This is a genomic window from Haloplanus salinarum, from assembly GCF_024498175.1.
GTDB lineage: Archaea > Halobacteriota > Halobacteria > Halobacteriales > Haloferacaceae > Haloplanus > Haloplanus salinarum.
The window spans coordinates 814,915-835,600 of the sequence record NZ_CP101823.1 but is presented as its reverse complement, the minus strand read 5'-3'; the positions used below and the strand labels follow the sequence as shown (position 1 = coordinate 835,600).

At 66.6% G+C, this 20,686-nt stretch carries 21 protein-coding genes and 1 tRNA gene; 11 read left to right on the top strand and 11 right to left on the bottom strand.

What is annotated here, in order from left to right; genetic code table 11:
• Positions 1-21 precede the first annotated feature (21 nt).
• The 5 genes from NO364_RS04415 to NO364_RS04395 form a co-directional block, all read right to left on the bottom strand.
• Positions 22-852 carry an HpcH/HpaI aldolase/citrate lyase family protein gene (locus NO364_RS04415; protein WP_257628639.1) on the bottom strand — a complete coding sequence of 277 codons (831 nt, stop codon included), beginning with the start codon at positions 850-852 and terminating at the stop codon, positions 22-24.
• Between the two features lie 36 nt (positions 853-888).
• Positions 889-1,290 carry a DUF5658 family protein gene (locus NO364_RS04410; RefSeq protein ID WP_157688223.1) on the bottom strand — a complete coding sequence of 134 codons (402 nt, stop codon included), beginning with the start codon at positions 1,288-1,290 and terminating at the stop codon, positions 889-891.
• Between the two features lie 95 nt (positions 1,291-1,385).
• Entirely contained in the window at positions 1,386-2,234 is an 849-nt protein-coding gene (locus tag NO364_RS04405) for a class 1 fructose-bisphosphatase (protein WP_257628638.1), read from the bottom strand.
• Positions 2,234-3,046: a class I fructose-bisphosphate aldolase gene (locus NO364_RS04400; protein ID WP_157688221.1), complete on the bottom strand. Its 813-nt coding sequence runs from the start codon at positions 3,044-3,046 to the stop codon at positions 2,234-2,236. The genes NO364_RS04405 and NO364_RS04400 overlap by 1 nt, the downstream gene beginning before the upstream one ends.
• A 75-nt stretch (positions 3,047-3,121) precedes the next feature.
• Positions 3,122-4,714: a protein kinase domain-containing protein gene (locus NO364_RS04395; RefSeq protein ID WP_257628637.1), complete on the bottom strand. Its 1,593-nt coding sequence runs from the start codon at positions 4,712-4,714 to the stop codon at positions 3,122-3,124.
• Positions 4,715-4,893: 179 nt separating this feature from the next.
• Here NO364_RS04395 and NO364_RS04390 point away from each other — a divergent pair, with 179 nt between their 5' ends.
• Positions 4,894-5,754: a 3-hydroxyacyl-CoA dehydrogenase family protein gene (locus NO364_RS04390; protein WP_157688219.1), complete on the top strand. Its 861-nt coding sequence runs from the start codon at positions 4,894-4,896 to the stop codon at positions 5,752-5,754.
• Positions 5,755-5,778: 24 nt separating this feature from the next.
• Here the strand turns inward: NO364_RS04390 and NO364_RS04385 are convergent, their stop codons facing one another.
• Positions 5,779-6,168, bottom strand: coding sequence for a hypothetical protein (locus tag NO364_RS04385; protein WP_257628636.1), 390 nt, complete (start codon positions 6,166-6,168; stop codon positions 5,779-5,781).
• A gap of 549 nt (positions 6,169-6,717) precedes the next feature.
• Between NO364_RS04385 and NO364_RS04380 the strand changes: the two genes are divergently transcribed.
• The 5 genes from NO364_RS04380 to NO364_RS04360 are packed head-to-tail and all read left to right on the top strand — an operon-like array spanning position 6,718 to position 11,664.
• Positions 6,718-7,458 carry a competence/damage-inducible protein A gene (locus NO364_RS04380; RefSeq protein ID WP_257628635.1) on the top strand — a complete coding sequence of 247 codons (741 nt, stop codon included), beginning with the start codon at positions 6,718-6,720 and terminating at the stop codon, positions 7,456-7,458.
• A gap of 47 nt (positions 7,459-7,505) precedes the next feature.
• A complete protein-coding gene (locus NO364_RS04375) occupies positions 7,506-8,402 on the top strand; it encodes an ABC transporter ATP-binding protein (RefSeq protein ID WP_257628634.1) in 897 nt (298 codons plus the stop codon).
• Positions 8,399-10,261: a PrsW family glutamic-type intramembrane protease gene (locus NO364_RS04370; RefSeq protein WP_257628633.1), complete on the top strand. Its 1,863-nt coding sequence runs from the start codon at positions 8,399-8,401 to the stop codon at positions 10,259-10,261. Before NO364_RS04375 ends, NO364_RS04370 begins: the two co-directional genes overlap by 4 nt.
• A complete protein-coding gene (locus NO364_RS04365) occupies positions 10,254-11,300 on the top strand; it encodes an ABC transporter permease (RefSeq protein ID WP_157688213.1) in 1,047 nt (348 codons plus the stop codon). Before NO364_RS04370 ends, NO364_RS04365 begins: the two co-directional genes overlap by 8 nt.
• Positions 11,301-11,346: 46 nt before the next feature.
• Positions 11,347-11,664, top strand: a complete 318-nt coding sequence (locus tag NO364_RS04360; protein WP_157688212.1) for a DUF5798 family protein — start codon at positions 11,347-11,349, stop codon at positions 11,662-11,664.
• Between the two features lie 9 nt (positions 11,665-11,673).
• Here NO364_RS04360 and NO364_RS04355 read toward each other — a convergent pair whose 3' ends face one another.
• Together NO364_RS04355 and NO364_RS04350 are read right to left on the bottom strand one after the other, a co-directional pair.
• On the bottom strand, positions 11,674-12,096 hold the full coding sequence (locus NO364_RS04355) for a CoA-binding protein (protein WP_157688211.1): 423 nt from the start codon (positions 12,094-12,096) through the stop codon (positions 11,674-11,676).
• Between the two features lie 38 nt (positions 12,097-12,134).
• On the bottom strand, positions 12,135-12,746 hold the full coding sequence (locus tag NO364_RS04350) for an RAD55 family ATPase (RefSeq protein ID WP_157688210.1): 612 nt from the start codon (positions 12,744-12,746) through the stop codon (positions 12,135-12,137).
• Between the two features lie 259 nt (positions 12,747-13,005).
• Between NO364_RS04350 and NO364_RS04345 the strand changes: the two genes are divergently transcribed.
• The 5 genes from NO364_RS04345 to NO364_RS04325 all read left to right on the top strand — a co-directional run bounded on the left by NO364_RS04345 (position 13,006) and on the right by NO364_RS04325 (position 19,080).
• A tRNA-Arg gene (locus NO364_RS04345) sits at positions 13,006-13,080 on the top strand.
• Positions 13,081-14,695: 1,615 nt separating this feature from the next.
• Positions 14,696-15,688: an ATP-binding protein gene (locus NO364_RS04340; RefSeq protein WP_257628632.1), complete on the top strand. Its 993-nt coding sequence runs from the start codon at positions 14,696-14,698 to the stop codon at positions 15,686-15,688.
• Between the two features lie 189 nt (positions 15,689-15,877).
• Positions 15,878-16,840, top strand: coding sequence for a hypothetical protein (locus tag NO364_RS04335; RefSeq protein WP_257628631.1), 963 nt, complete (start codon positions 15,878-15,880; stop codon positions 16,838-16,840).
• Between the two features lie 293 nt (positions 16,841-17,133).
• Positions 17,134-18,219, top strand: a complete 1,086-nt coding sequence (locus NO364_RS04330) for an ABC transporter substrate-binding protein (protein ID WP_257628630.1) — start codon at positions 17,134-17,136, stop codon at positions 18,217-18,219.
• Positions 18,220-18,234: 15 nt separating this feature from the next.
• The gene (locus NO364_RS04325) at positions 18,235-19,080 is read left to right on the top strand and encodes an ABC transporter permease (RefSeq protein WP_257628629.1); all 846 of its coding nucleotides are present in this window, start codon (positions 18,235-18,237) and stop codon (positions 19,078-19,080) included.
• Here the strand turns inward: NO364_RS04325 and NO364_RS04320 are convergent.
• From NO364_RS04320 to tsaA, 3 genes are read right to left on the bottom strand one after another with little or no spacing between them, the layout of a single operon-like run.
• Complete coding sequence (locus NO364_RS04320) at positions 19,077-19,826, bottom strand: ABC transporter ATP-binding protein (RefSeq protein ID WP_157688202.1); 750 nt, start codon at positions 19,824-19,826, stop codon at positions 19,077-19,079. The two genes, NO364_RS04325 and NO364_RS04320, sit on opposite strands and share 4 nt — an antisense overlap.
• Before the next feature lie 44 nt (positions 19,827-19,870).
• Positions 19,871-20,239 carry a winged helix-turn-helix transcriptional regulator gene (locus tag NO364_RS04315; RefSeq protein ID WP_257628628.1) on the bottom strand — a complete coding sequence of 123 codons (369 nt, stop codon included), beginning with the start codon at positions 20,237-20,239 and terminating at the stop codon, positions 19,871-19,873.
• 46 nt (positions 20,240-20,285) lie between these two features.
• The gene (gene tsaA / locus NO364_RS04310; RefSeq protein ID WP_257628627.1) at positions 20,286-20,675 is read right to left on the bottom strand and encodes a tRNA (N6-threonylcarbamoyladenosine(37)-N6)-methyltransferase TrmO; all 390 of its coding nucleotides are present in this window, start codon (positions 20,673-20,675) and stop codon (positions 20,286-20,288) included.
• Positions 20,676-20,686: the final 11 nt, after the last annotated feature.

Sequence of the window (20,686 nt, the reverse complement as noted above, 5' to 3'; positions counted from 1 at the left end):
CTTTCGACAGAGCGAGGGCGATCAGTCGGTGGTGTCCGTCCGGTCGAGGATCCGCTCCGCCTGCGCCAAAAGCGGCGCGTCGATCATCTCGCCGTCGACCTCGAAGACCCCACAGTCGGCCGACTCGCGGGCGTCGAGCACTCGCCGAGCCCACGCGACCCGCTCGGGGTCGGGGGTGAATCCATCGACGACGACCGGCACCTGATCGGGGTGGATCACCATCTTCCCGTCGTAGCCGAGGGTGGCGGCGAACTCGGTCGCCGCGCGGAGGCCCTCGTCGTCGTCGAGGGCGGTGTGGACGGTGTCGACGGCGTCGACGCCGGCCGCCCGCGCCGCCACGACGACGCGCTCACGGGCGTACAGTACCTCCGTTCCCTCCCGCGTCCGGGTCGCGCCGAGGTCGGCCGCGAGATCCTCGGCGCCGAAACAGAGCGCGTCGACCGCGTCGGCCGCCGCCACCTCACGCGCGTCGAGGACGCCGGTCGCCGTCTCGATCAGCGCGAGGATCGGGATCGACAGGTCCCTGGTCGCGAGCGCGTCGGTCACGGTCGCCACTCGTTCGACGGTCGCTTTCGGTACCATCACGCCGTCGAGCCGCGACGACGCCGCGCCCGTCAGCGCGTCGAGGTCGTCGGCCGGCGCCCGTCCGACGCGGACGACCACCTCCGTTCCCCCGGGGTCGAACGCGGGGTCGGCGAGGAGGTCGCCGACGGCCGCTCGCGCCCCGGCCACGTCGGCCGGCGGGACGGCGTCTTCGAGGTCGAACACGACCGTGTCGGCGCCGGTGGTCGGCGCCGTACGGCACCGCTCCGGACGGTCGCCCGGCGTGAACAGGACGGTTCGGCGGGCCATACCGGGCTCTGGGCGGCCCGGGACATGAATCCGCGGTCAGAGGAGGACGACGCCGACGGTGAGGAGGTTGACGACGACGGCCACCGTCCACGGGAGTGCCAATCCCGCGGGGACGAGGCCACGGTACTCGGCGGGGAGGACGGCTCGGCCAGCGAGACCGACGCCGACGGCGCCGCCTTTCAACGCTACGAGCGCGGGGAGGGCGCCGACGTCGGCGATGAGGCCGGCGGCTACGGGGTTGAGTTCGGTCAGGCCGAGGCGGAGGCCGACGACGGTGAGCGCGGCGTCGAGCGTGAGGGCGCCGAGCGCGAGCGCCCAGAGCCACGTCGCGTACGCCGTCGTCCGAGCGGCGACGGCGGTGACGTACGCACCGCCGACGGCGGGGCCGACCGTCCCCCGGCGCCGGGCGTTCGTCGAGTTCGTCCGGTCGATTGCCATACACCGTCACACGGTGACGACCCCCGTGAGTATACGGCGCGTACGGGATGGAAATGACTCATTACGGCGAGAAAGGCGTCGATCGACGGCCCGGGTCAGTCGAGCGTCGACTCCAGCCGCTCGATCAGCGACGCGTTGCCGAGGTGGGTCGGCGTCCGGTCGTGGAGGCCGTCGGGGTCGATATCGAGTATCGATCCGTCGCCGTCGGAGGTCCGGCCGCCCGCCGCTCGGATCACGTATCCGACGGGGTTGGCCTCGAACTGGAGGCGGAGTTTCCCTTCGGGCGCGGATCGGAGACCGGGGTAGGCGAACACCCCGCCGTAGGTGAGCACCTGGTTTACGTCACCGATCATCGCCCCGCCGTAGCGAAGTTTGAGTTCGGATTCGACCGATTCGGCGTAGGCCGCGAAGTCGTCGGGCCAGTCGGGGACCCGCCCGCCGAACCCGTAGACGGTCGGGTCCTCGGGGAGGGTCACGCCGGTCCGGAGTTCGGACGCGACTCCCTCCTCGATCAGGTACTCGGTGGCCGATGCTCCCTCGGCGAAGACCATCGTGGTGAGGGGACCGTAGAGCACGTAGCCCGCGGCGATCAGGTCGCGTCCCCGGGCGGGAAGCGGGGCGTCGTAGACGCCGACGATAGTCCCCATGACGTTGTTCGGTTTGAGGTTCGAGGAGCCGTCGAGGGGGTCGACCGCGACGGAGAGCCCGGTTCCCGTGTCCACGACCGCCGCCCGCTCCTCGCTGGCGTACTCGCCGACGCCGTCGATGCCGCCGAGGCAGTCCTCGAGCAGGTCGTCGGCGTACTCGTCGGCGGCCAACCGTCGGTCGCCCGTCGGGTTCTCGGCGTCCCCCTTCTCCCGGCGACCGGGGAGTCCCGCGCGAATCGTCGGGGCCGTCTCGGCGACCGCCTCGCGTATCTCGGCGACCGTATCGTCCCGACTCATCAGTCGCTCGCTTCGATGCCGCCGGTCGCCGCGAGGGCCTCGTCGACCGACGCGTCCTCGAAGATGACCGCCTCGAGACCGTCGAGGATGGCCTCCGGGTTCTGCCGCTGGAAGACGTTGCGCCCGACGGCCAGCCCGTCGGCGCCGGCGTCCATCGCCTCGCGAACCGTCGAGAGGAACGCCTCGTCGCTCGTCTTCGACCCGCCGCTCATCACGACTTTCATGTCGCCCGCGCTGTCGACGGCCCAGTTCATGGCGTCGGCCGACCCGGGATACTTCACTTTCGCGATGTCGGCGCCGAGTTCGAGGCCGAGGCGGGAGGCGTAGGCGATGGTGTCGGGGCTCGTGTCGTCTTTCAGTCCCTGTCCGCGCGGGTACGACCACATCACGACGCCCATGTCGTGCTCGCGGGCCCGTTCCTGGGCGTCGCGGAACTCCTCGAACATCTCGACCTCGTGGTTCGAGCCGCCGTAGACGGTGAAGCCGATGGCGTCGGCGCCGAGTTCGGCCGCGTAGTCGACCGACCAGTTGACCGACGAGTCGGGTTCGCCCATCCAGAGGTTGCTCGTCCCGTTGAGCTTCGCCAGGAGCGGCACGTCGTCCTCGTAGGAGGGGTAGTACGCCTCGGCGACGCCCTTCTGGACCGCGATGGCCGTCACCGCGTCGTGGGTGGCCACGTCGAACACCGTCGCGGGGTCGGTCGTCTCCGGAACCGGTTCGAAGTCGACCGGACCGTGTTCGAGGCCGTGGTCGTACGCGAGGATCAGTGCCTTGCCGTCGCGGGTGATCGCGGAGTCAGCACCGGGGATCATGTATAGAACGTTCCGTCGAATTCACACATAAAGCGTGTGGTCGGCGGCGAGGAGTGGCCGACAGCCGCCGGAATCTCACCGGACCGTGAGGTTGCCGACCATCCCCGAGGACGCGTGGGGGACACAGACGTAGGTGTACTGGCCGGTAACCTCGAACGTGTGCCGGTAAGTCGTCCCGGCCTCGTTGAGCGAGACGTGGTTGACGTCGGCGGCGGAGGTGTCGTAGCTCGCGAACGGCTCCGCACCCTCCGGAAGCTCCACCTGGCTCGCGGCGTCCGGGTGGCCCGAGACGTTGTGGCCGCCGGAGTCGAAGACGAACTCGACGGTGTCGCCCTGCGAGACGGCAGTCGTCTCCGGTTCGAACTGGAGGCTGCCGCCGGGGCCCACGGTGATCGTCGCGTCCGCCTCGCCGGCCGGCGTGGACGTCGCCGTGGCCGTCGCCGTCGACGTCGGCTCCGGGGTATCGGTCGCCGTCCGTGTCGGCGGCGGCGGTGTCGCCGTATCCTCGGCGGGCACTCCCGCCGCGCCGCTTCGATCGTCACCGAGTTCCGCCCGTGTCAGCCACCCTCCCGCACCGACGACGCCAACACCCAGAACCCCCAGGACACGTCGACGGGTGACGAACCCGCCACCTTCGCTCTCGTTCTCGGACGACTTCGACTCCGACGACACGCCCGTTTCCGTTCGCTCGGCGCCACCGCCGTGCTGGTTGGCTCTCGCCGCGTTCTCGAAGGGATCGGCCGCCGCTCCGGCGGTCGCGCCCGCGACGGAACCGCTCGTGTCGGCGACGGTCGCCTCGAACAGCCGATCCAACTCGTTTCGCATCGGCAACACGCCGTCGTATCGGTCGGCCTTCCGCTTTGCCAGTGCCGTCATCACCACCTCGTCGACCGCCGGTGGCAGCGACGGCCGACGTTCGGAGGGCGGCACCGGACGCTCCTGGAGGACGCCTCGCATCACGGCCGCCGACGATCCGGTAAAGGGTGGCTCGCCGGTCAGCAGGGCGTACACCACCGCGCCGAGCTGGTAGATGTCGGTGATGTCGTCCGTCCCGCCGTACTCGTCCGCGTCGAACTGTTCCGGTGCCGCGTACGCCGGTGAGAACCCCTCGACGCTGTTCGAGTGATCGAGCAGGAGCTTCGCCAGCCCCCAGTCGCTCACCTTCGGATAGGGCCACGTCTCCGGTGGCGTCTCCCGGAGCAGGACGTTCGTCGGCTTGAGGTCGAGATGTGCCACACCGTGACGGTGCCCGTGACGAACACCCTCGGCGATGCGCCCGGCCAGCCAGAGCGCCTCGGCGGGGTCCTCGGCCCCGAGCCTCGCGTCGAGCGTTCCGCCGTCCATGTACTCCAGTGCCATCCACGGGAGCGGATCCGTTCCCCACGCGTACACCGACACGACGTTGTCGTGGTCGTCGAGACGGGCCCAGGTTTCGGCCTCCGCCTCGAACGCCTCGACGACGCGGCGGTGGAGCGTCCCCTCGAACCGGGGCTGTTTCACCGCGACCGGGAACTCCGTCCCGTCGCGGACGACGGTCGCCAGATACACGTCCGCGTCGCCTCCGGTGCCGATCCGTTCACCGATGGTCAGTGCCTCGTAATCGAAGTCGGCTATCGAGAGGGGCGACACGGCCGCCGGAATCCGTTCGTGCTGATCGGGGCCCACCATTCGAGACAGACGGTATGCCGAGGGAAACCCAAATAAAACGAGGGGTCGCGAAGGGAGGAGGGACGGATCCCACCGGAGCGGTGGGGGCTACGTGCCGTCGAACGGCGACGACGTCGACCGATGCGTCCGCTCGCTTCGCGGTCGCTACCCTTACAGTCGTTCCCCGCACAGGAGCGGACATGCGAACACTCAGCGACATCGACACGGTCGGGGTCGTCGGCGCCGGCACGATGGGCAGCGGCATCGCCCAGGTCGCCGCCACCGCCGGCTACGACGTGGTGATGCGGGACATCGAGGACGATCTCGTCGCGGACGGCTTCGACCGCATCGACGACAGCCTCTCCCGGTTCGTCGAGAAAGAGCAGTTGACACGCGAGGAGGCCGACGCCGCCGTCGATCGGATCTCCGGAACGACCGACCTCGAGGACCTCGCGGCCTGCGATTACGTCATCGAAGCCGCCGTCGAGAACATGGAGATCAAACAGGAGGTCTTCGCGGACCTCGACGACGCCGTCGACGACGACGTGATTCTCGCGACGAACACCTCCACGCTCTCGATCACCACCATCGCGTCGGCGACGGAGCGCCCCGAACTCGTCGTCGGCCTCCACTTCATGAACCCCGCGCCGATCATGGAGGGCCTCGAACTCGTCGTCGGCGAGAAGACGGCCGACGAGGTGGTCGACTGTTCGCACGCCCTCGCCGAGGACTTCGGGAAGACGACCTGGGAGTCCGACGACAAACCCGGATTCGTCGTCAACCGGGTGCTGATGCCGTGGATCAACGAGGGCATCCGTGCCTACGACGAAGGCGTCGCGAGCAAGGCGGACATGGACGCGGGCCTGAAACTCGGAACGAACGTTCCGATGGGACCGCTCGAACTCGCCGATCACATCGGCCTCGACGTCTGTCTCGACGCCAGTCAGACGCTCGCCGAGGAACTCGGCGACCGCTACAAGCCGCCGTACCTGCTCAAGCGAAAGGTCGACGCCGGCGACCTCGGCCGGAAGACCGGCCAGGGCTTCTACGAGTACGACTGAGCGTCGAACTCGTCGGGCGTACGATCACCCGCCTGCGTCGCCCCCATCCCCGCCGCCGGTCCCGCCGGCACTCCCGTCCACCCCGTCGGGGACGAACCGCGAGGCGACCAGCCCGACGGCGGCCGCGACGCCGGCCGGGACGCCGACGAAGAGAAGCAGGACGACGAAGAGGCCGCCGCGCTCCCCGAGGCCGCCGTCGACCGGGAGGGCCGGACTGAGCGCGATCACCGGCACGCACAGGAGGACGACGACGGCGTAGCCGCTTTTCGCGACCGCACCCTGAACGGTCCGCCGACGGACGAGATACGCGGTGGCGCCCAGCCACGCGACGAGGCCGAACGGGACCGCCCAGCCGCTGCCCGTGATCAGTCCCAGCACGACGGTCCCCACCACGCCGACGACGAGTCCGCCCACGACGCCGACGAGGACGGTGAGCGTGTCGTCGACGAGGCTGTCGGGCGCGAGGGAGTCCGTCGGCGCTCTCCCCGCCGGTGGCGCCGGTCACGGCCCCGCCGAGCGCATCCCCGATCCGGCGGCCGTACGTTGTGAGGGTCGCACCGCCGGCCGACGACTCCCGGGGTGGGGTGGCACTCAAATCCGTCGCGGCCTCCGTCCCCGCTTCCGCCTCGGCCTCGTCCCACACGCCGTCGTCGTCGGCGTCGGCGGCCGCCCGCTCCTCGGTGAGGTCGGCCGAACAGTGCATGCAGTAGGTCGCCGTCCGGCCGATCGGTCCGCCGCAGTTCGGACAGCGCGGATCGGCCGTGGAATCGCTCATGGTAGGCAGTCCCGTCGTCCGGCGACCGTCGTGGCCACCCGATAGATTGGACACGTGACACTACATCGCCTTTACCGTTACTGTGACGCCGGGGAGGGGCCGGGAATCCGGTCGCCCCGCAGCCGGCAGCCGTCCGCGTGACCGCCGATCCAGACGCCTTTTGGTGGCGGCCACCATGGAGACGAGCGATGGAAGTCGCCATCCTCACCGTGGGCGACGAGGTGCTCGCGGGCGACACCGAGAACACGAACGCGACGTGGCTCGCGGGACGGCTGACGGCGGCGGGCGCGTCGGTCGCACGCATCCTCACCGTCCCGGACGACCGCGACCTGATCGCCGAGACGGTCCGCGAGTGGTCGGACCGGTTCGACGCCGTCGTCGTCACCGGCGGGCTGGGCGGGACCCACGACGACGTGACCGCCGACGCCATCGCCGACGCGTTCGACCGCGACCTGGTCGTCGCCCCCGCCGTCCGGGAGGACGTGATCGAGACGGTCGCCACCTACCGGGAGCGAAACCCCGACCTGGTCGAGGCCCACGACCTCGACATCGACGTCGACGCCTGGGCGGCGCTACCGGAGGGGAGTCGCCCGCTGGTCAACTCCGAGGGGCTCTGCCCCGGTTGTGTCCTCGGGGACGTCTACGCGTTCCCGGGCGTGCCCGCGGAGATGCGCGCGCTCTTCGAACTAGTGGCCGGCGAGTTCGGCGGCGACGCCCTCTCGACGACGCTCTACACTCCACAGCCCGAGGGATCGATGGTCGAGGCGCTCGCGGGCGTCCGGGAGCGGTTCGACGTCACCGTCGGGAGTTACCCGAGCAGCGGCGATCGGAACCGACTGAAGATCACGGCCGAAGACGAGGCGACGGTCGACGCCGCGGCCGCGTGGCTCCGCGAGCGGATCGACGTCGTCGAGGAGAATCACGACTGATTCTGCGAGCCGTGCGTTTAACCCCTCGCCGTCCCTCCCCCCGAGGGATGATCGAGGCCGACTCCCTCCGGAAGACATACGGCGACTTCCCCGCCGTCGTCGGCAGTACGTTCGACGTGGATCGGGGCGAGATCTTCGGCATCGTCGGCCCGAACGGCGCCGGGAAGACGACGACGCTGAAGATGATCGCCGGCTTGATCGAGCCCTCGGACGGCTCGGCGACCGTCGCGGGCTTCGACGCCGAGGATCCCGAGATGCGCCGCTCGCTCGGCTTCCTCCCCGAGGAGTCGCCGCTCTACGAGGACATGACCGCCCGCTCGTATCTCGACTTCTTCACCGACCTCTACGACGTCCCGAGCGAGACGGCGACCGAGCGGATCGAGGGGACACTCGACCGCCTCGAACTCGACCATCGCGACCGCCGCCTCGGCGACGTCTCCAAGGGCATGAAACGCAAGGTCGCCATCGCGCGATCGCTGGTGAACGACCCCGACGTGTTGGTCTACGACGAACCGGCGAGCGGGCTCGACCCGCTGACGACCAACTACGTCTTGGAGTTCGTCCGCGAACTCCGCGACGCCGGCAAGACGGTGCTGTTCAGCGCGCACAACCTCTATCACGTCGAGAGCGTCTGTGACCGGGTGGCGATCATGAACCGCGGCGAGATCGTCGCCCGCGGGACCGTCCCCGAGATCCGCGAGCAGTACGGCACCACCGAGTACCGCGTGTTCACGTCGGTCCCCGTCCCCGCGTTCGACACGGAGCCGGCCGGCGACCGCCACGTCTCGACCGTCGCGGACATGGACGCCGTCGAGCGGGTCCGCGAGGCGGCCGGCGAGGCGGGGGGCGAGGTGGTCGACATCCGCACCGACGAACCGAGTCTGGAGGAGATCTTCCTGGATCTGGCCGCCGACACGGCCGACGGCCCCCGGGGGGCGCAGTGACGGCGTCGTCGCCGTCCGACCGACTCCGCGACGGCCTTCGCGCGGTCGCCCGTATCGCCCGCTGGGAGGTCGGGCGGAGCGCCGGCGTCGTCGACCGGCGGACGGCGGCGCTGGGACTCGTCGCCCTCCTCCTCGCGGGGGCGGTCGGCGGGGCGACCCTCGCGACCGGCGGCGCCGCCCTCGACCGCGACGTCTACCGGATCGGCGTCGCGACCGACAGCCCCTACCACGAGGTGGTCCGGGAGAGTCCGGCGCTCGCGGCCCGTGACGCCGACCTCGACTCGCTCGGCCGCAGCGTCGAGGTGGTCGTCCGCGGCGACCGGTTCTACGTCGCCGACTCCCGGAAGGCCGAGGCCGCGCTGTCGACGTTCCGGAGCGCCGTCCGTCGACACAACCTGGGGCGGATGGGCGAGGAGGGGAACGTCTCCGCGGCGTTCCCGGTCGTCGTCACGCTCCAGTACACGGATCGCGGGGGCGGTACGGGGGGCTCCGCCACCGCCAGCACTGACGGGGACGGGACGACAGATAACGGGGGCGACGGGGACGGAGGTACCGCCGACGATCCGACTGCCGACGGGGGCGGGACCGGTCAGGATAGGGACGACGGGACCGCCGATTCGAGCGACTCAGGCGACGGCATCGCCGCGGGCGGCGACTCCGGCTCGCTCGGCGTGCCGTTTCTCGGCGGCGACCTCCTGGGTGGCGGCAACTCCGGTTCGCCGGCCGACATCTCCCCGCCCTTTCCCTTCGGTGCGCTCGTCCTCGCGTTCGTCTTTTTCGTCCCCATGAACTTCGTCATCCAGCCCTACGGGAGCAGCATCCTCAACGAGCGGATCAACCGGCGGGGCGAACTCCTCCTCGTCGCGCCCGTCTCCCCGGCGGCCATCGTCGCCGGCAAGACCCTGCCGTATCTGGCGACGCTCGTGGGGTTAACCGCTGTCATCGCCGTCGCCATCGGCGGCGGCGTGACGAGCGTGGCCGCCGTCGCGCCCATTGCCGCCCTCTATCTCGCCGCCACCTTCGTCGGCGGCATGTTCGCCCGGTCGTTCAAGGAACTCACCTTCGTCACCGTCGCCATCTCCGTCTTTCTCACCTCCTATGCCTTCGTCCCTGCCATCTTCACGAACGTGACGCCAATCGCCCTCATCTCGCCGCTGACGCTCGTCGTCCACGACCTGCAGGGTACCGGCGTCACCGCCGTCCAGTACGCCTTCTCGACCGGCCCCTTCTACGTGGGGGCGGCCGTCCTCTTCACCCTCGGCGTCGGCGTCTACCGTGAGGAGGACATGTTCACCCAGCGGCCCGTCCCGCTGAAGTTCCTCGACGCGCTCGACAGCCGGATCGCCGGGCCACGCTCGATGGCCGTCCTGAGCGCGCTCTCGATTCCCTTCGTGTTCATCGCCGAACTGCTCGCCATCGCCGTCCTCTTCGTCCTCCCCGTGGACGTCTCGATTCCCCTCCTCCTGCTCGTCGTCGCCGGCGTCGAGGAGGTGGCAAAGAGCGTCCACGTCTACGCGGGCTTCGAGAACGACTTCGCCGACCGCCGCGGTCTGCGGACCGCGCTCGTCCTCGGCTCGCTCTCGGGCCTCGGCTTCTTCCTCGGCGAGAAGCTCACCGCCGTCGTCCAGTTCGTCGGACTCCCCGACCTCGCGCTCGGCCGGGCGGCGTTCACGCCGGTCGGCGTCGGCTCGGCGGCCGCACTCGGGCTCCTGCTCGCCCCGCTCGTCCTCCACGCGACGACGACGAGCATCGCGGCGCTCGGCGCGAGTCGCTCCCGCAACTGGTATCTGGCGGCGCTGGTGCCCGCAACCCTGGTTCACGCGGCGTACAACTTCGCGGTGGTGAGTGCCCTTGGGTGATCCACGCCTCACCATCGCCCGGCGGGAGCTGGCGACCCTGCGCTCCGAGAAGACCATCGTCCTCGCCTTGCTCATCCAGCTGTTCATCGCCGCCTTCTCGTCGTTTCTCGTCGTCGGCTTAGTCTCGCTGTACGACCCCGGGAGCGTCGAGGGGTTCGAGACGGAAGTGGCCGTCACCGGCGACGCGGGCGACGACCTGCTCGCGACCCTCGACGACCGGCCGTCGATATCGGGGACGCGCTACGCCTCGGAGACGACGGCGCGGGCGGCGTTCGACCGCGGGGAGGTGGATGCCGTTCTCCTGGCGGATCGGCGGGCGGGACGGGTCTTCGTCTCGGCGACGGTGCCCGACGGCAACGTGCGGACGACGGTCATCGTCGTCCAGCTGCGGGACGCGCTGTCGACCTTCGAGCGCGTTGAGCGGGCCGACCGGTCCGCGCACCTGTCGTCGACGCCGCTTCCCCTCCCGCCACGGAGCGGCGCCTCGCCGTACTACGGGTTCAGCTACACCGTGTTGCTCCCGCTGCTCTGCTTTCTCCCCGTCTTCATCAGCGGGTCGATGACCGTCGACTCGCTGACCGAGGAGGTCGAACGTGGGACGCTCGAACTCCTGCGGGTCGCCCCCGTCTCCGTCGTCGACATCGTCGACGGAAAGGTGTGGGCCGCAGCGGGGCTCGCGCCCGCACAGGCGGCGCTCTGGATCGCCCTCCTCGATTTCAACGGCACCAGCGTCCACCATCCGGTGGCCGTGCTCGTCGTCGTCGCCGCGCTCGCCTTGCTCGTCGTCACGCTCGGGGCAACCATCGCCCTGCTCGCTCCGGACCGGCGAGCGGCGCAGTTCCTCTACTCCGTCGGCGTCCTCGTCGCCTTCGGCGGGGCGACGCTCCTGCCCGTGAACCCCGTCAACTCCGTCGCCCGCCTCGCGGTCGATAGCGTCGGTCCGACGTATCCGCTGCTGGTCGCCGGCTACGTCGCCCTCGGGGTCGCGGCCTACCTCGGTCTCCGGCGCGCGGTGCCACGGATCGGCGTCGGCGAGTAGGCGCCGCCCCCGAAACACACTCAAGGCACCACGAGAGAGAACGGGTATGGGTTTCGGAAGCACGGCGAAGAAGCTCCAGCAGGTCGCCGACATGGCCGAGGACGTCTACGCCCGCCTGAACCAGCTCAGAGAGCAGGTGAGCGAGATGCGGGAGACGGTCATCGAGACACAGAGCCGGGTCGACGACCTCGACCGAGAACTGGCCGAACAGCGGGCGCTCCTCGAGGCACTCGCCGAGGAACGGGGCATCGACGCGACGGCGATCACCGCCGAAGTCCACGTCGTCGACGCCGAGGAAGGCGCCGCCGAGGGGGACAGCGACACCGACGACGAGGACGCGGCCGACGCTACGACGGACGCCTGATCCCGTCGCTCACTCGCGGCGCTGACGGTGTTCGACCTTCAGACAGCGATCCTGAACGACGCGCAACTCGGCCTCGCGGGCACGGGCGGCTGCGTCGTCGTCGCGGATCCCGAGCTGGAGCCAGACGCCGCGAACGTCCCCGCGCGTCGCGACCCGTTCTAGGACCTCGTCGACCACGCCGCTCACCGCTTCGCTCGGCCGGAACACGTCGACCAGTTCGACCGCCTCGTCCACGTCGGCGAGGCTGTCGGCCGCCGGCCGACCCAGCACTGCCTCGCGGTTCGGGTTGACCGGGACGACGTCGTACCCCTGCCTCTGGAGGTAGGCCGGAACGTCGTGGGCCGCCTTGCCGGGCGTCCCCGAACACCCGACGACTGCGATGGTGTCGACGTCGAGCAGCGATTCGATGTCGTCGTCGGTGGCGTCGGTCATGGCCGTCGGGTAGGGGCCGCGCCGGCAAGAATCGTCCGCTACCGGTCGGGCAGGTTCGCCGTCGGCTCGCCGTCCTCGTGGGTCTCGATCAGACCGTCGAACAGCTGTTTCAGCGTGTTCATCGTCTTGTCGTCGTGCGCCGAGGAGTCGATGGCGTAGAGACCGAGACCGCCGACGCTCTGGACCCGCCCGGTGAAGACGTGGAGGAACCGGAACACGGTCTGGAGGTCGGAGTACATCAGGAGCGTCGACAGCGAGTCCAGAAACACTCGGTTTCGCTCCACTCCCTGCTTCTCGTAGAACTCCTCGAGGATCTCGGAGAACTTGATCCCGACGCCGGTCATGTCCACGGGCGAGGACGTATACCGGACCTGCGTGTCGTCGCGGACCTCGTTGACGCCTTGCTGTTTAGTCACACAGTCCACGACCGCGACGGGATGGTCGGCGTAGTCGACGCGCTCGCCCAAGTCCTCGAACACTCGCTTGGCGCCGTCGGTGTTGCTGACGACGACGGCACCGTCGCCGTTCCGGATCCCGCTCGCGAGCACGTCGAACGCGAACCCTTTCTTACCGGTGAGTGCGGGACCGGAGAGAAGGAGGTTGGTCCCTGGCTCGACCTCGACGCCGAGCGGCGGGCCAAGGTCATACATCTCGAACCCTCGCAGGGATCGCTATGTGGGGATACCCCTCTCCCTGCGGACGACACGGCTCACCGGAAATCATGAGGTAGTATGAACATATAGTGAGCCGGTAATATTCTTTTTGATTGCGCAGAATCGGAGGATGAGAAGGCGATACGGAGAAACCACAGCCACCGGCACGTTCGTGCCCGACAGGTATTACGGTCCCGATACGGCCCGCCACGAATCGCGTCATTTATCATCGGTCGTCGAGTTCCATGTGAATGCGGGGCGCTTAGCTCAGCCTGGACAGAGTGTCTGGCTTCGGACCAGATTGTCGCGGGTTCAAATCCTGCAGCGCCCATCGCCGATTTTTTCGTTCGTAATCGTACGACAATGTCGGGGTTAGCGTCGATGTCATCGTCTCGGGGTGCACTGGCGTTGATTTCGTTCAGCCACTGAACGATTCCGAACGAGGGCGGTTTCGTCCTCTGGTTCGCTGCCTCTACGGCGTGGCGCATGGTCTCTAATCATTGGGTCGTTGATGTCTCTTGGCTGCAATCAACTGGGTCCAAGCAACTTCGCAGTTGGGAGTGGTTACGAGACTCCGTACTGTCGCCGAGTGAGGGTTCCGACAAAGCCTGTCCGAGAAACCGCCGATCACACCCGAAAACGAGATTCCCAGGTCGTGGTTCGACCGTTGGATCTACTGGCAGTCGTTAATTACGGACGCTCAACGTCGAGAACCTACTAGCAGACACGAGTCTGTGGTAGACTAGCGATCAGAGCTGATTCTCCGAATGCATCGTCTCAGTTGCCGATAATTTCGGCAGGACTCCCTATTCAGGAATCTCGTAGCAGCAGAAGTCTGTTGCACCGCATGCTGGATACGAGTCAATATCCGGAGAGACGGTCAGTCCACAGTGGCGGCACTCAACGATGATCGTCACACCGCGGATAGCAGTCACGCGGTCGATAGTCGTTGCCCGTCTCACGGCCCAGGACGGTTGAACGCGCTCGTGGCTCGGCATCGTATCCGGGGCTCGGACGAGTGCGGTCCGTCGTTCGATAGCTCCCGTGGGACGGAAACGGGGGATCGCTATCGACGCTCCCCCTGGAGTTCGGGGACGACGTGAGGTCGGAGAGCCCGCCGGACCGCTCGCAGGAGCTGACGGCGCGCATTCTCGCCGCAAGAATCCGCGAATTGGCCGGTGGGTCTGAACGATCGCGCGCGAAGTTATCGCGGGATTCCAAGGCCGAGACGCCAGACACGTCGGTCACTCCGCATGTGCCGCGATCCGTCGACGGCGTCCGACACGTCCGGTAGAGATTCCGCTCCGGGAGCGGGTGTCACCAGCAACAAGTAGTGCGGGCCGTTCCCTCCCCCACCTGTCCGTCCTGCTGGCCCTGTCCGTTGGCGCGGTGACTGAGCGCCGTAGAACCGGTTCAGACTGTCGGCTGTAACTGTTTCAAGATATTCGCCATCTCAGTATGCGAATATCTTGATTGATTCACAGCCGACAGTGTCAGTCGCTCTCCGAGGCGGTAACGGGACGTGGCCCAAAGGCTGCAGTTATCCCCGACCGATCGTTTGCAGCGTCGTTCAGAAAGGAAGCGACCCGTCACGTGCTACCAACTTATTAAATAGCTGTCGAGATACAGTCCGACTGGAAAAATCTCAGATGAACTCCCGATGGATGCCGGGTCCAAACCGAGTGTGGACGGATGTCGCGCTCGTCGCCCGTGGGTCGGCCCCGTCGACGCCTGCAGAATTGGCGGTGATCGTGCCGGGGACGGTGTCGTCAACGATCCACGAACGGTGATCCAACGGCTGATGACATGCATCTCACACTGGAAGATCGATTCATGAGTGAATATCCCCGAACGCGAAGTAGCACCGGATCTCGGCCGAGCGGTCGTCGAAGTGCGACCGGGTCGGGAACGGTGACGCGAACGAGTCGTGGCGGTGATCCCTCGTGATGGAGCGAGTTCGTCGACTACTCGATTCGGCAGATGCCAGCGAAGAGGACGCCGAGAAGGGTGGGAGTCCGGAGTTCGTCCGCGAGTACAATCTGACCGAAGTCGACTGGCGGGAGTTCTGGGAGCGGATCTACATCGATGAACAGGATAAAGACAAGATCATCAACTACGGGCTGCTGGAACAGCAGTTGCAGGCCGCCGATTTCGAGCAGATGACACTCAGCCGTCACGGTGCCGTTCTCCTTTCCGGTCCGCCGGGAACGGGAAAGACGACGCTCGCGAAGGGAGCGGCGGACGAACTTGCGAGAAACCTCGATCGCGACCGTCTCGGTATCGAAGAGGTCATATTCAAGCAGATCGCGGTGCGTCACCTCTTCTCCAGCGACCACGGTGATAGCCCCAAACTGGTCGAGGAAGCTTTCGACGCGGTCGTGGCGGACGCCGAAGGCGGGAACACATACCAGATCGTCCTACTCGACGAGGTCGAGTCGCTCTTTTCGAACCGGCAGGATCTCACCGAGACGGACCCCATGGACGCGATCCGGGCGGTCAACACGGCGCTGGACGCACTCGATACGGTGGCAGAGTTGAACAACGTGTACGTCATCGCGACGTCGAACCAGCCCAACGCCGTCGACAGCGCTTTTCTCGACCGAACGGACGAACAGATCTTCATCGGCAATCCGGCGCCCGAACACCGTCGCAGGATACTTGAGGACATCTTCGCCCGTCTGCGGGAGACGTTCGACACCCAACTCTCGGCGACGGGATCGGAGATGGACCGACTGGTCGAACTGTCCAGCGGGTTTTCCGGCCGGCGGATGCGAAAGAGCGTTTTATCGGCACTCGCGCGGAACCAGTCGACAGTAAAGGATCCGGGCGAACTCTCCGTCGGCCACCTGATCGAGGAGTTCGAGCACAAGAAGTCGATGCTACAAGACGCGGATAACGAGTACGTGCGACTGGGAGGGAACCCCGAGCAGAATCAGTGAACGCCCCGGAATGCGAACGGTGGAAGCCCGACACCACCGCGGCCGAGTGCGTGAAACACACTGCGCAAACGGGAAGTAGGGGCCGGTTCCTCGTGTCGGGCCAGTAAAAACTAAGTGATTGTACGATAACAAATCGCGCACACTTCGGGGAACCGAAGTTAGTGCGTCAAACAGGAGCGTGAGCAACGGATGTCTACGAAAACGAACGTCGACACGTCGACCGAAACTGGAACGTGTACACGAACGGCCGGTGCATGTGCCATCGGTGCAGGGGCGGCGGCGATTACCTGCAAGGCGATGGTACTCGGCTTCCTGGCGAGCGGGGCGGCACTCGTTGGCCTGAGCACGGTCAGTCCCGTCTGGTTGATGACCGGGGTTCTCGTCATCGGGGGGGCATTCGTCTGGAAAGGATTCCGGTGGGCCGGTCGGAGGCCGGCGCTACTTGGACTCGGTGCGCTGGCGACGATGTGGGCCGGCTACGTCGCTTCGGGGCTGTTCGTCACGTCAACGGCAATCGGGGGCTCTCGCGAGTTTCTCGGATCGCCCAAGTTCGGGATGTTCCCGGCCGGGGACATCCTGATAAATCCCTTGGGACTGGTGCCGGTGGCCCTTCTGTACATCACTGGGACGGTGCTGTTTTTCGGTGCAGTCTACGATTCGTATCTCCGGGAGTTCGATCTCGGGTCAACGAAGGGTGGCGTCGCAGCCGGCCTCGCCGGCGCCTCGGTCTGTGGTGGCTGTGGTGTGACCGGCCTCGCCGGTGCCGGCATGGTTCTGCTGACCGGATCGTCGGCAACCAACCAGACCAAATTCCTCGGCGCCGACGGCGTGATGCTGGTCGCCGTGCTCGGTATTCTGGCGTACACGCTCTACAGCCGCGCGTGGAAACAGACGGGCGTCGCCCTGCTGGGGCTGGTGATCGCCTTCTTCATCACGGGAAGCCTGTACGGGTTCCCGGCGAACGGGGGACTACTCGGAATGGCCGGCATGGCGGTCCCCGCCACGCCGATCGGCGAGATGGTGGACACGCTATTCACGTGGACCGGCCTCGGACTCGCGTTCTTCGGCCTCGTCTGGGCCTACTACCCCGACATGGAGCCCGTGCCGCCGGAGTGGAAAGAGCGGGTCGCCCCAACTCGCGCAACAACGTAGCCTTTCTTCAACCAGTCGTCTGGATAGCCACGAGCGGCCTGCCGTCCCGAACTGGTACCCGAGCCGTTTGCCGACTCCGATGCGAACGAACGGTGGATATCGCCGGCCGCTTGCGCCGCGGAAGCGCGAAGCCGGCGGAACGTTTCTACGATCGGTATCGGTCGACGCGAACGCCCGCAAGCGTGGCCCGCGTCGAACAATATTCAAGTTTATATATCAAAATTAGTATCGGTCATACGAAGTGGCAAGGTTCGCCGATCCGAAGTTAGTGCGGAAACCCACACCAACGAGATATGCACGACAGGATTTCGGACGCAGCAGACTGGCAGACTGACCGACGACGCGTGCTGAAAACGATATCTGGGCTCGCGGTTACCGGAGGCATCGCTGGGTGTGCCGGTGGGGGCGGCGGAGGCGGAAGCGAAGGCGGGGGCGAAGGCGAGGGCGAGTCACCGGCGGCCACTGATACCCCGACTGCAACGACAATGCCGACACCGATCACGTTCGGGACGCCGAATGCAGCAGCGGCGGGTGTCAGTCCCCGAGTCGTTCGTGATCAGGGGCTGGTATCGGACGACGAGATAGATCTCAGCCTCGAATTCGGTCCACCGCCGGAACTGTTCACGAAGATCCAAGGACGGGCTATCGAGTCGTCGACCTTCCCCGTCATTTCGGGAGCCCGGCTCGCGAATCAGGGTGGGGACGTGCGTCTCCTCCAGCCCGTCGCCCGATCGTTCAATTCGATCATCGCCCGGAAAGGGGTCGGTCTGTCCAGCGTCGAGGATCTCAGGGAAACGACGCTGGGTTCGATGCCCAGAAATACGGCCCCGTTCACGCATTTCGCGCTATTGCTGGCGCTCGAGGGGATGGACCACGAGAACTTCGAGTTCCAGTTTGGTCCGCCACCGGTACTGTTCGGCCAGATGAAAAAGGGGGAACTCGACGCGATGATCGGCGTCGAGCCCTTTTCAACGAGGCTCCTCGCCACGGACGAGTATCGGGAGTTCTTCGTGTTCAACGACCGCTGGAACGAGCGACGGGGGACCGATATGCCGCTCGTCGAGGTGGCGACCTACCAGTCCACGATCGATCAAAAGCGGGCCGCGTTCGACACGTTCCTGACTGGCCTGCTCGAAGCGGGACAGTACATTCAGGACAACAAGCGGACGGTATTCGAGAGCTATACCGATATGCTGGGACTGCAGACCGACAGCCAAGTAGACTTAGCCATCGAGCGTATCTCCCCGATCTATCCGACGGAATTCGCGACCGAACTGCGCGAATCCGGGAAAGAGGTGGTGCGCCTGGCGGCTGAAGAGGGCCTGCTAGAGTCGGAGCCGGATGTCGACGAGTTGTTCGTCGATCCGCGATCCGGCTGACCGGAACGCGAGTCGATGTCCGGTCCCGAACCGAATCGTGACTCCGTGGGGCGACCCCCGGGGTGGCTCCGCGCACTGACGGCTCGATGGTCCACAGTCGCAACGCGGGGGATTTCGGTCCTCGTCCTCCTCGGGCTCTGGTGGTTCGTGGCCCTCTTTTTCGAGCCGATCGTGTTTCCAGGTCCGTGGCCGGTGTTGCTGGAGACGGGACACATCATCCGTAACGAGCGGTTCGTCTTTCATCTGTCACGAACGCTGTTTCGGGTCGTCGGGGCGTTCGTCGTCGCGCTTCTGTTGTCCTCGTGCATCGGGATTCTCATGGGCGTGGACGAAACTGCCGAACGGTTCTTCGAAACGTTCGTCCTCGTGGGACTGACAGTCCCTGCGCTCGCCGTCTCCATCATCGTGTTGCTCGTGATGGGGTTCACCGAGGTCGCCGGCATCGTTGCCATCGTCATCGTCATCACTCCGCCGATGACCGAGAACGTCTGGGAAGGAACGAAGAATCTCGATGCCGAGTTGATCAAAATGGGTCAGGTGTTCGGTGCTACGCGGCGGATGATGCTCCGTGACGTCGTGCTCCCGCAACTCGCCCCGTACCTCCTCGCGGCAACCCGGTTCGGCTTGGGTATCGGCTGGAAAATCGCCGTCATCGTCGAGTGGATCGGCCTCGGAAACGGGATCGGACAGAAACTCCGCGACTCGTTCGACCTGTTTTCGCTGACGGGCGTCATGGCGTGGACGCTGTCGTTCGTTCTCGTGATGGCCGGGCTGGAGTTTCTGCTCATCAAACGGATCGAGGCCCACCTCACCCGCTGGCAACCCGACGAAATGAATCAGACGTCGCTGTTACAGAGTTAAGTCGGAACACCGAGTGCCTCCAAAATGCGGCGCTCGTGTTCGAGCGTCTCCTCGGATTGTGGCTCCCGTGGTTGGTCGCCCTCGATGTCGACCGTCTTCTCGATGACCGTCGGGGTGTCGGAAAGAACGACGACCCGGTCTGAGAAGTACGCGGCTTCGGCTATGTCGTGCGTGACGAGGACGGCGGTGAACCGTTCGTCGTCCCAGATATCAACGACGCGCTCCCGGAGCGCACGCGCCGTGAGTTCGTCGAGACTACTGAAGGGTTCGTCCATCAACAACACGTCGGGACCGACACAGAACGCGCGAGCGAAGTTCACACGTTGCCGCATTCCGCCGGACAGTGTGGGCGGATACTGATTAGCACTCTCGGAAAGCCCGACGAGCTCGAGCGCGGCACGGGTCTCCCGGTCGTGCGCCGCTTCGGGCACACCCAGACCACGGAGGGCGAACGCCAGATTCTGGCGCACCGTTCGCCAGTCGAGCAGGGTCGGCTCCTGAAACACGACGCCGATCTGGACATCGGATCGCGATGGAGTGATCTCGACCGTACCGGCGTCGGGAGCGATCCAGTCGGCGATGATGTTGAGTAGCGTGCTCTTGCCACACCCCGACGGGCCGACGATACTGAGAAACTCCCCGTCCCGGATGTCGAGGGAGATCCCGTCGAGGACGCGCAGGGATCCACCCTCCGTCGGGTACGATTTCTCGATGCCGTCCAGCCGGATCGGGTGTCGTCGTGTCATTGTGGGTCTCCTACGGGTAGCTGTCCGGTCCACTCGGGGACCGCTTACTCCGGGTTAGTGGGCACGCCGTCGCTGGTCGCCCACGCCAGCAGGGGTCGAAGCCGTTGCTCGAACGCCCGGCCATCGGCGGTGAGCGAGTACTCGACGTGGGGCGGGACGCGGTCGTAACTCCGCCGTTGGAGGAGGCCAACCTCGGTCAGTTCGCGCAGCCGGTTCGCGAGGACAGAGGAACTGTTCACATCGAGCACGTCGGCGATTTCCGAGTGGCGCTTGGGACCGTCGTTTGCGAGCAGACTGATGATCGCAAGCGTGTGTTTCCGGCTCGCGACGTCCAGCAACTCGTCAATGGGGCAGTAGCAGGTCATCCCTGTCGAGACGTTCGGCGTACAGCACCCACACCCGTTTTCTGCCATACCCGAACGTACGGGACCCAGCTAAAAAGTGGATCGGCAACTCGACCTACCGTTCCGTCTGGAGGCTGGGTTTCAGATCGAGGACCGGCGAGCCGTCCACTGCGTCGAGACCACCGACTTCGAGCCGTTGTCCGTCGATATCGTACACCGTACACACGCAGATACTCAGCGGGTTCGGCCGATTCGGTGAGCGGCGGGCGAAGGCTCCGGGCCCGTCCGACTGCGTGCCACTCGTCCGGTCAGCCAAGTGGGCCCAGTAGACGACCGTTATGCGAATCGCGTCGGCGATGCCAGCCAGCGCGTCGGCGTACTCGTCGAAAATCTCTATCTCGGCGTCGGCGTCGTCGGCGAACCCTTGGTGGGGCGCAGCATCCGGCGTGTCGTACGGCGTGTGTGCCACGCCGACCGGGCGTAGTGTCAGGTCAACGTTGTCCATCGAGTCGGTGT

Coding starts and splice junctions, on each gene's coding strand:
- NO364_RS04415 (WP_257628639.1), bottom strand. CDS start 852: ATGGCCCGCCGAACCGTCCTGTTCACGCCGGGCGACCGTCCGGAGCGG.
- NO364_RS04410 (WP_157688223.1), bottom strand. CDS start 1,290: ATGGCAATCGACCGGACGAACTCGACGAACGCCCGGCGCCGGGGGACG.
- NO364_RS04405 (WP_257628638.1), bottom strand. CDS start 2,234: ATGAGTCGGGACGATACGGTCGCCGAGATACGCGAGGCGGTCGCCGAG.
- NO364_RS04400 (WP_157688221.1), bottom strand. CDS start 3,046: ATGATCCCCGGTGCTGACTCCGCGATCACCCGCGACGGCAAGGCACTG.
- NO364_RS04395 (WP_257628637.1), bottom strand. CDS start 4,714: ATGGTGGGCCCCGATCAGCACGAACGGATTCCGGCGGCCGTGTCGCCC.
- NO364_RS04390 (WP_157688219.1), top strand. CDS start 4,894: ATGCGAACACTCAGCGACATCGACACGGTCGGGGTCGTCGGCGCCGGC.
- NO364_RS04380 (WP_257628635.1), top strand. CDS start 6,718: ATGGAAGTCGCCATCCTCACCGTGGGCGACGAGGTGCTCGCGGGCGAC.
- NO364_RS04375 (WP_257628634.1), top strand. CDS start 7,506: ATGATCGAGGCCGACTCCCTCCGGAAGACATACGGCGACTTCCCCGCC.
- NO364_RS04360 (WP_157688212.1), top strand. CDS start 11,347: ATGGGTTTCGGAAGCACGGCGAAGAAGCTCCAGCAGGTCGCCGACATG.
- NO364_RS04355 (WP_157688211.1), bottom strand. CDS start 12,096: ATGACCGACGCCACCGACGACGACATCGAATCGCTGCTCGACGTCGAC.
- NO364_RS04350 (WP_157688210.1), bottom strand. CDS start 12,746: ATGTATGACCTTGGCCCGCCGCTCGGCGTCGAGGTCGAGCCAGGGACC.
- NO364_RS04340 (WP_257628632.1), top strand. CDS start 14,696: ATGGAGCGAGTTCGTCGACTACTCGATTCGGCAGATGCCAGCGAAGAG.
- NO364_RS04335 (WP_257628631.1), top strand. CDS start 15,878: ATGTCTACGAAAACGAACGTCGACACGTCGACCGAAACTGGAACGTGT.
- NO364_RS04330 (WP_257628630.1), top strand. CDS start 17,134: ATGCACGACAGGATTTCGGACGCAGCAGACTGGCAGACTGACCGACGA.
- NO364_RS04325 (WP_257628629.1), top strand. CDS start 18,235: ATGTCCGGTCCCGAACCGAATCGTGACTCCGTGGGGCGACCCCCGGGG.
- NO364_RS04320 (WP_157688202.1), bottom strand. CDS start 19,826: ATGACACGACGACACCCGATCCGGCTGGACGGCATCGAGAAATCGTAC.
- NO364_RS04315 (WP_257628628.1), bottom strand. CDS start 20,239: ATGGCAGAAAACGGGTGTGGGTGCTGTACGCCGAACGTCTCGACAGGG.
- tsaA (WP_257628627.1), bottom strand. CDS start 20,675: ATGGACAACGTTGACCTGACACTACGCCCGGTCGGCGTGGCACACACG.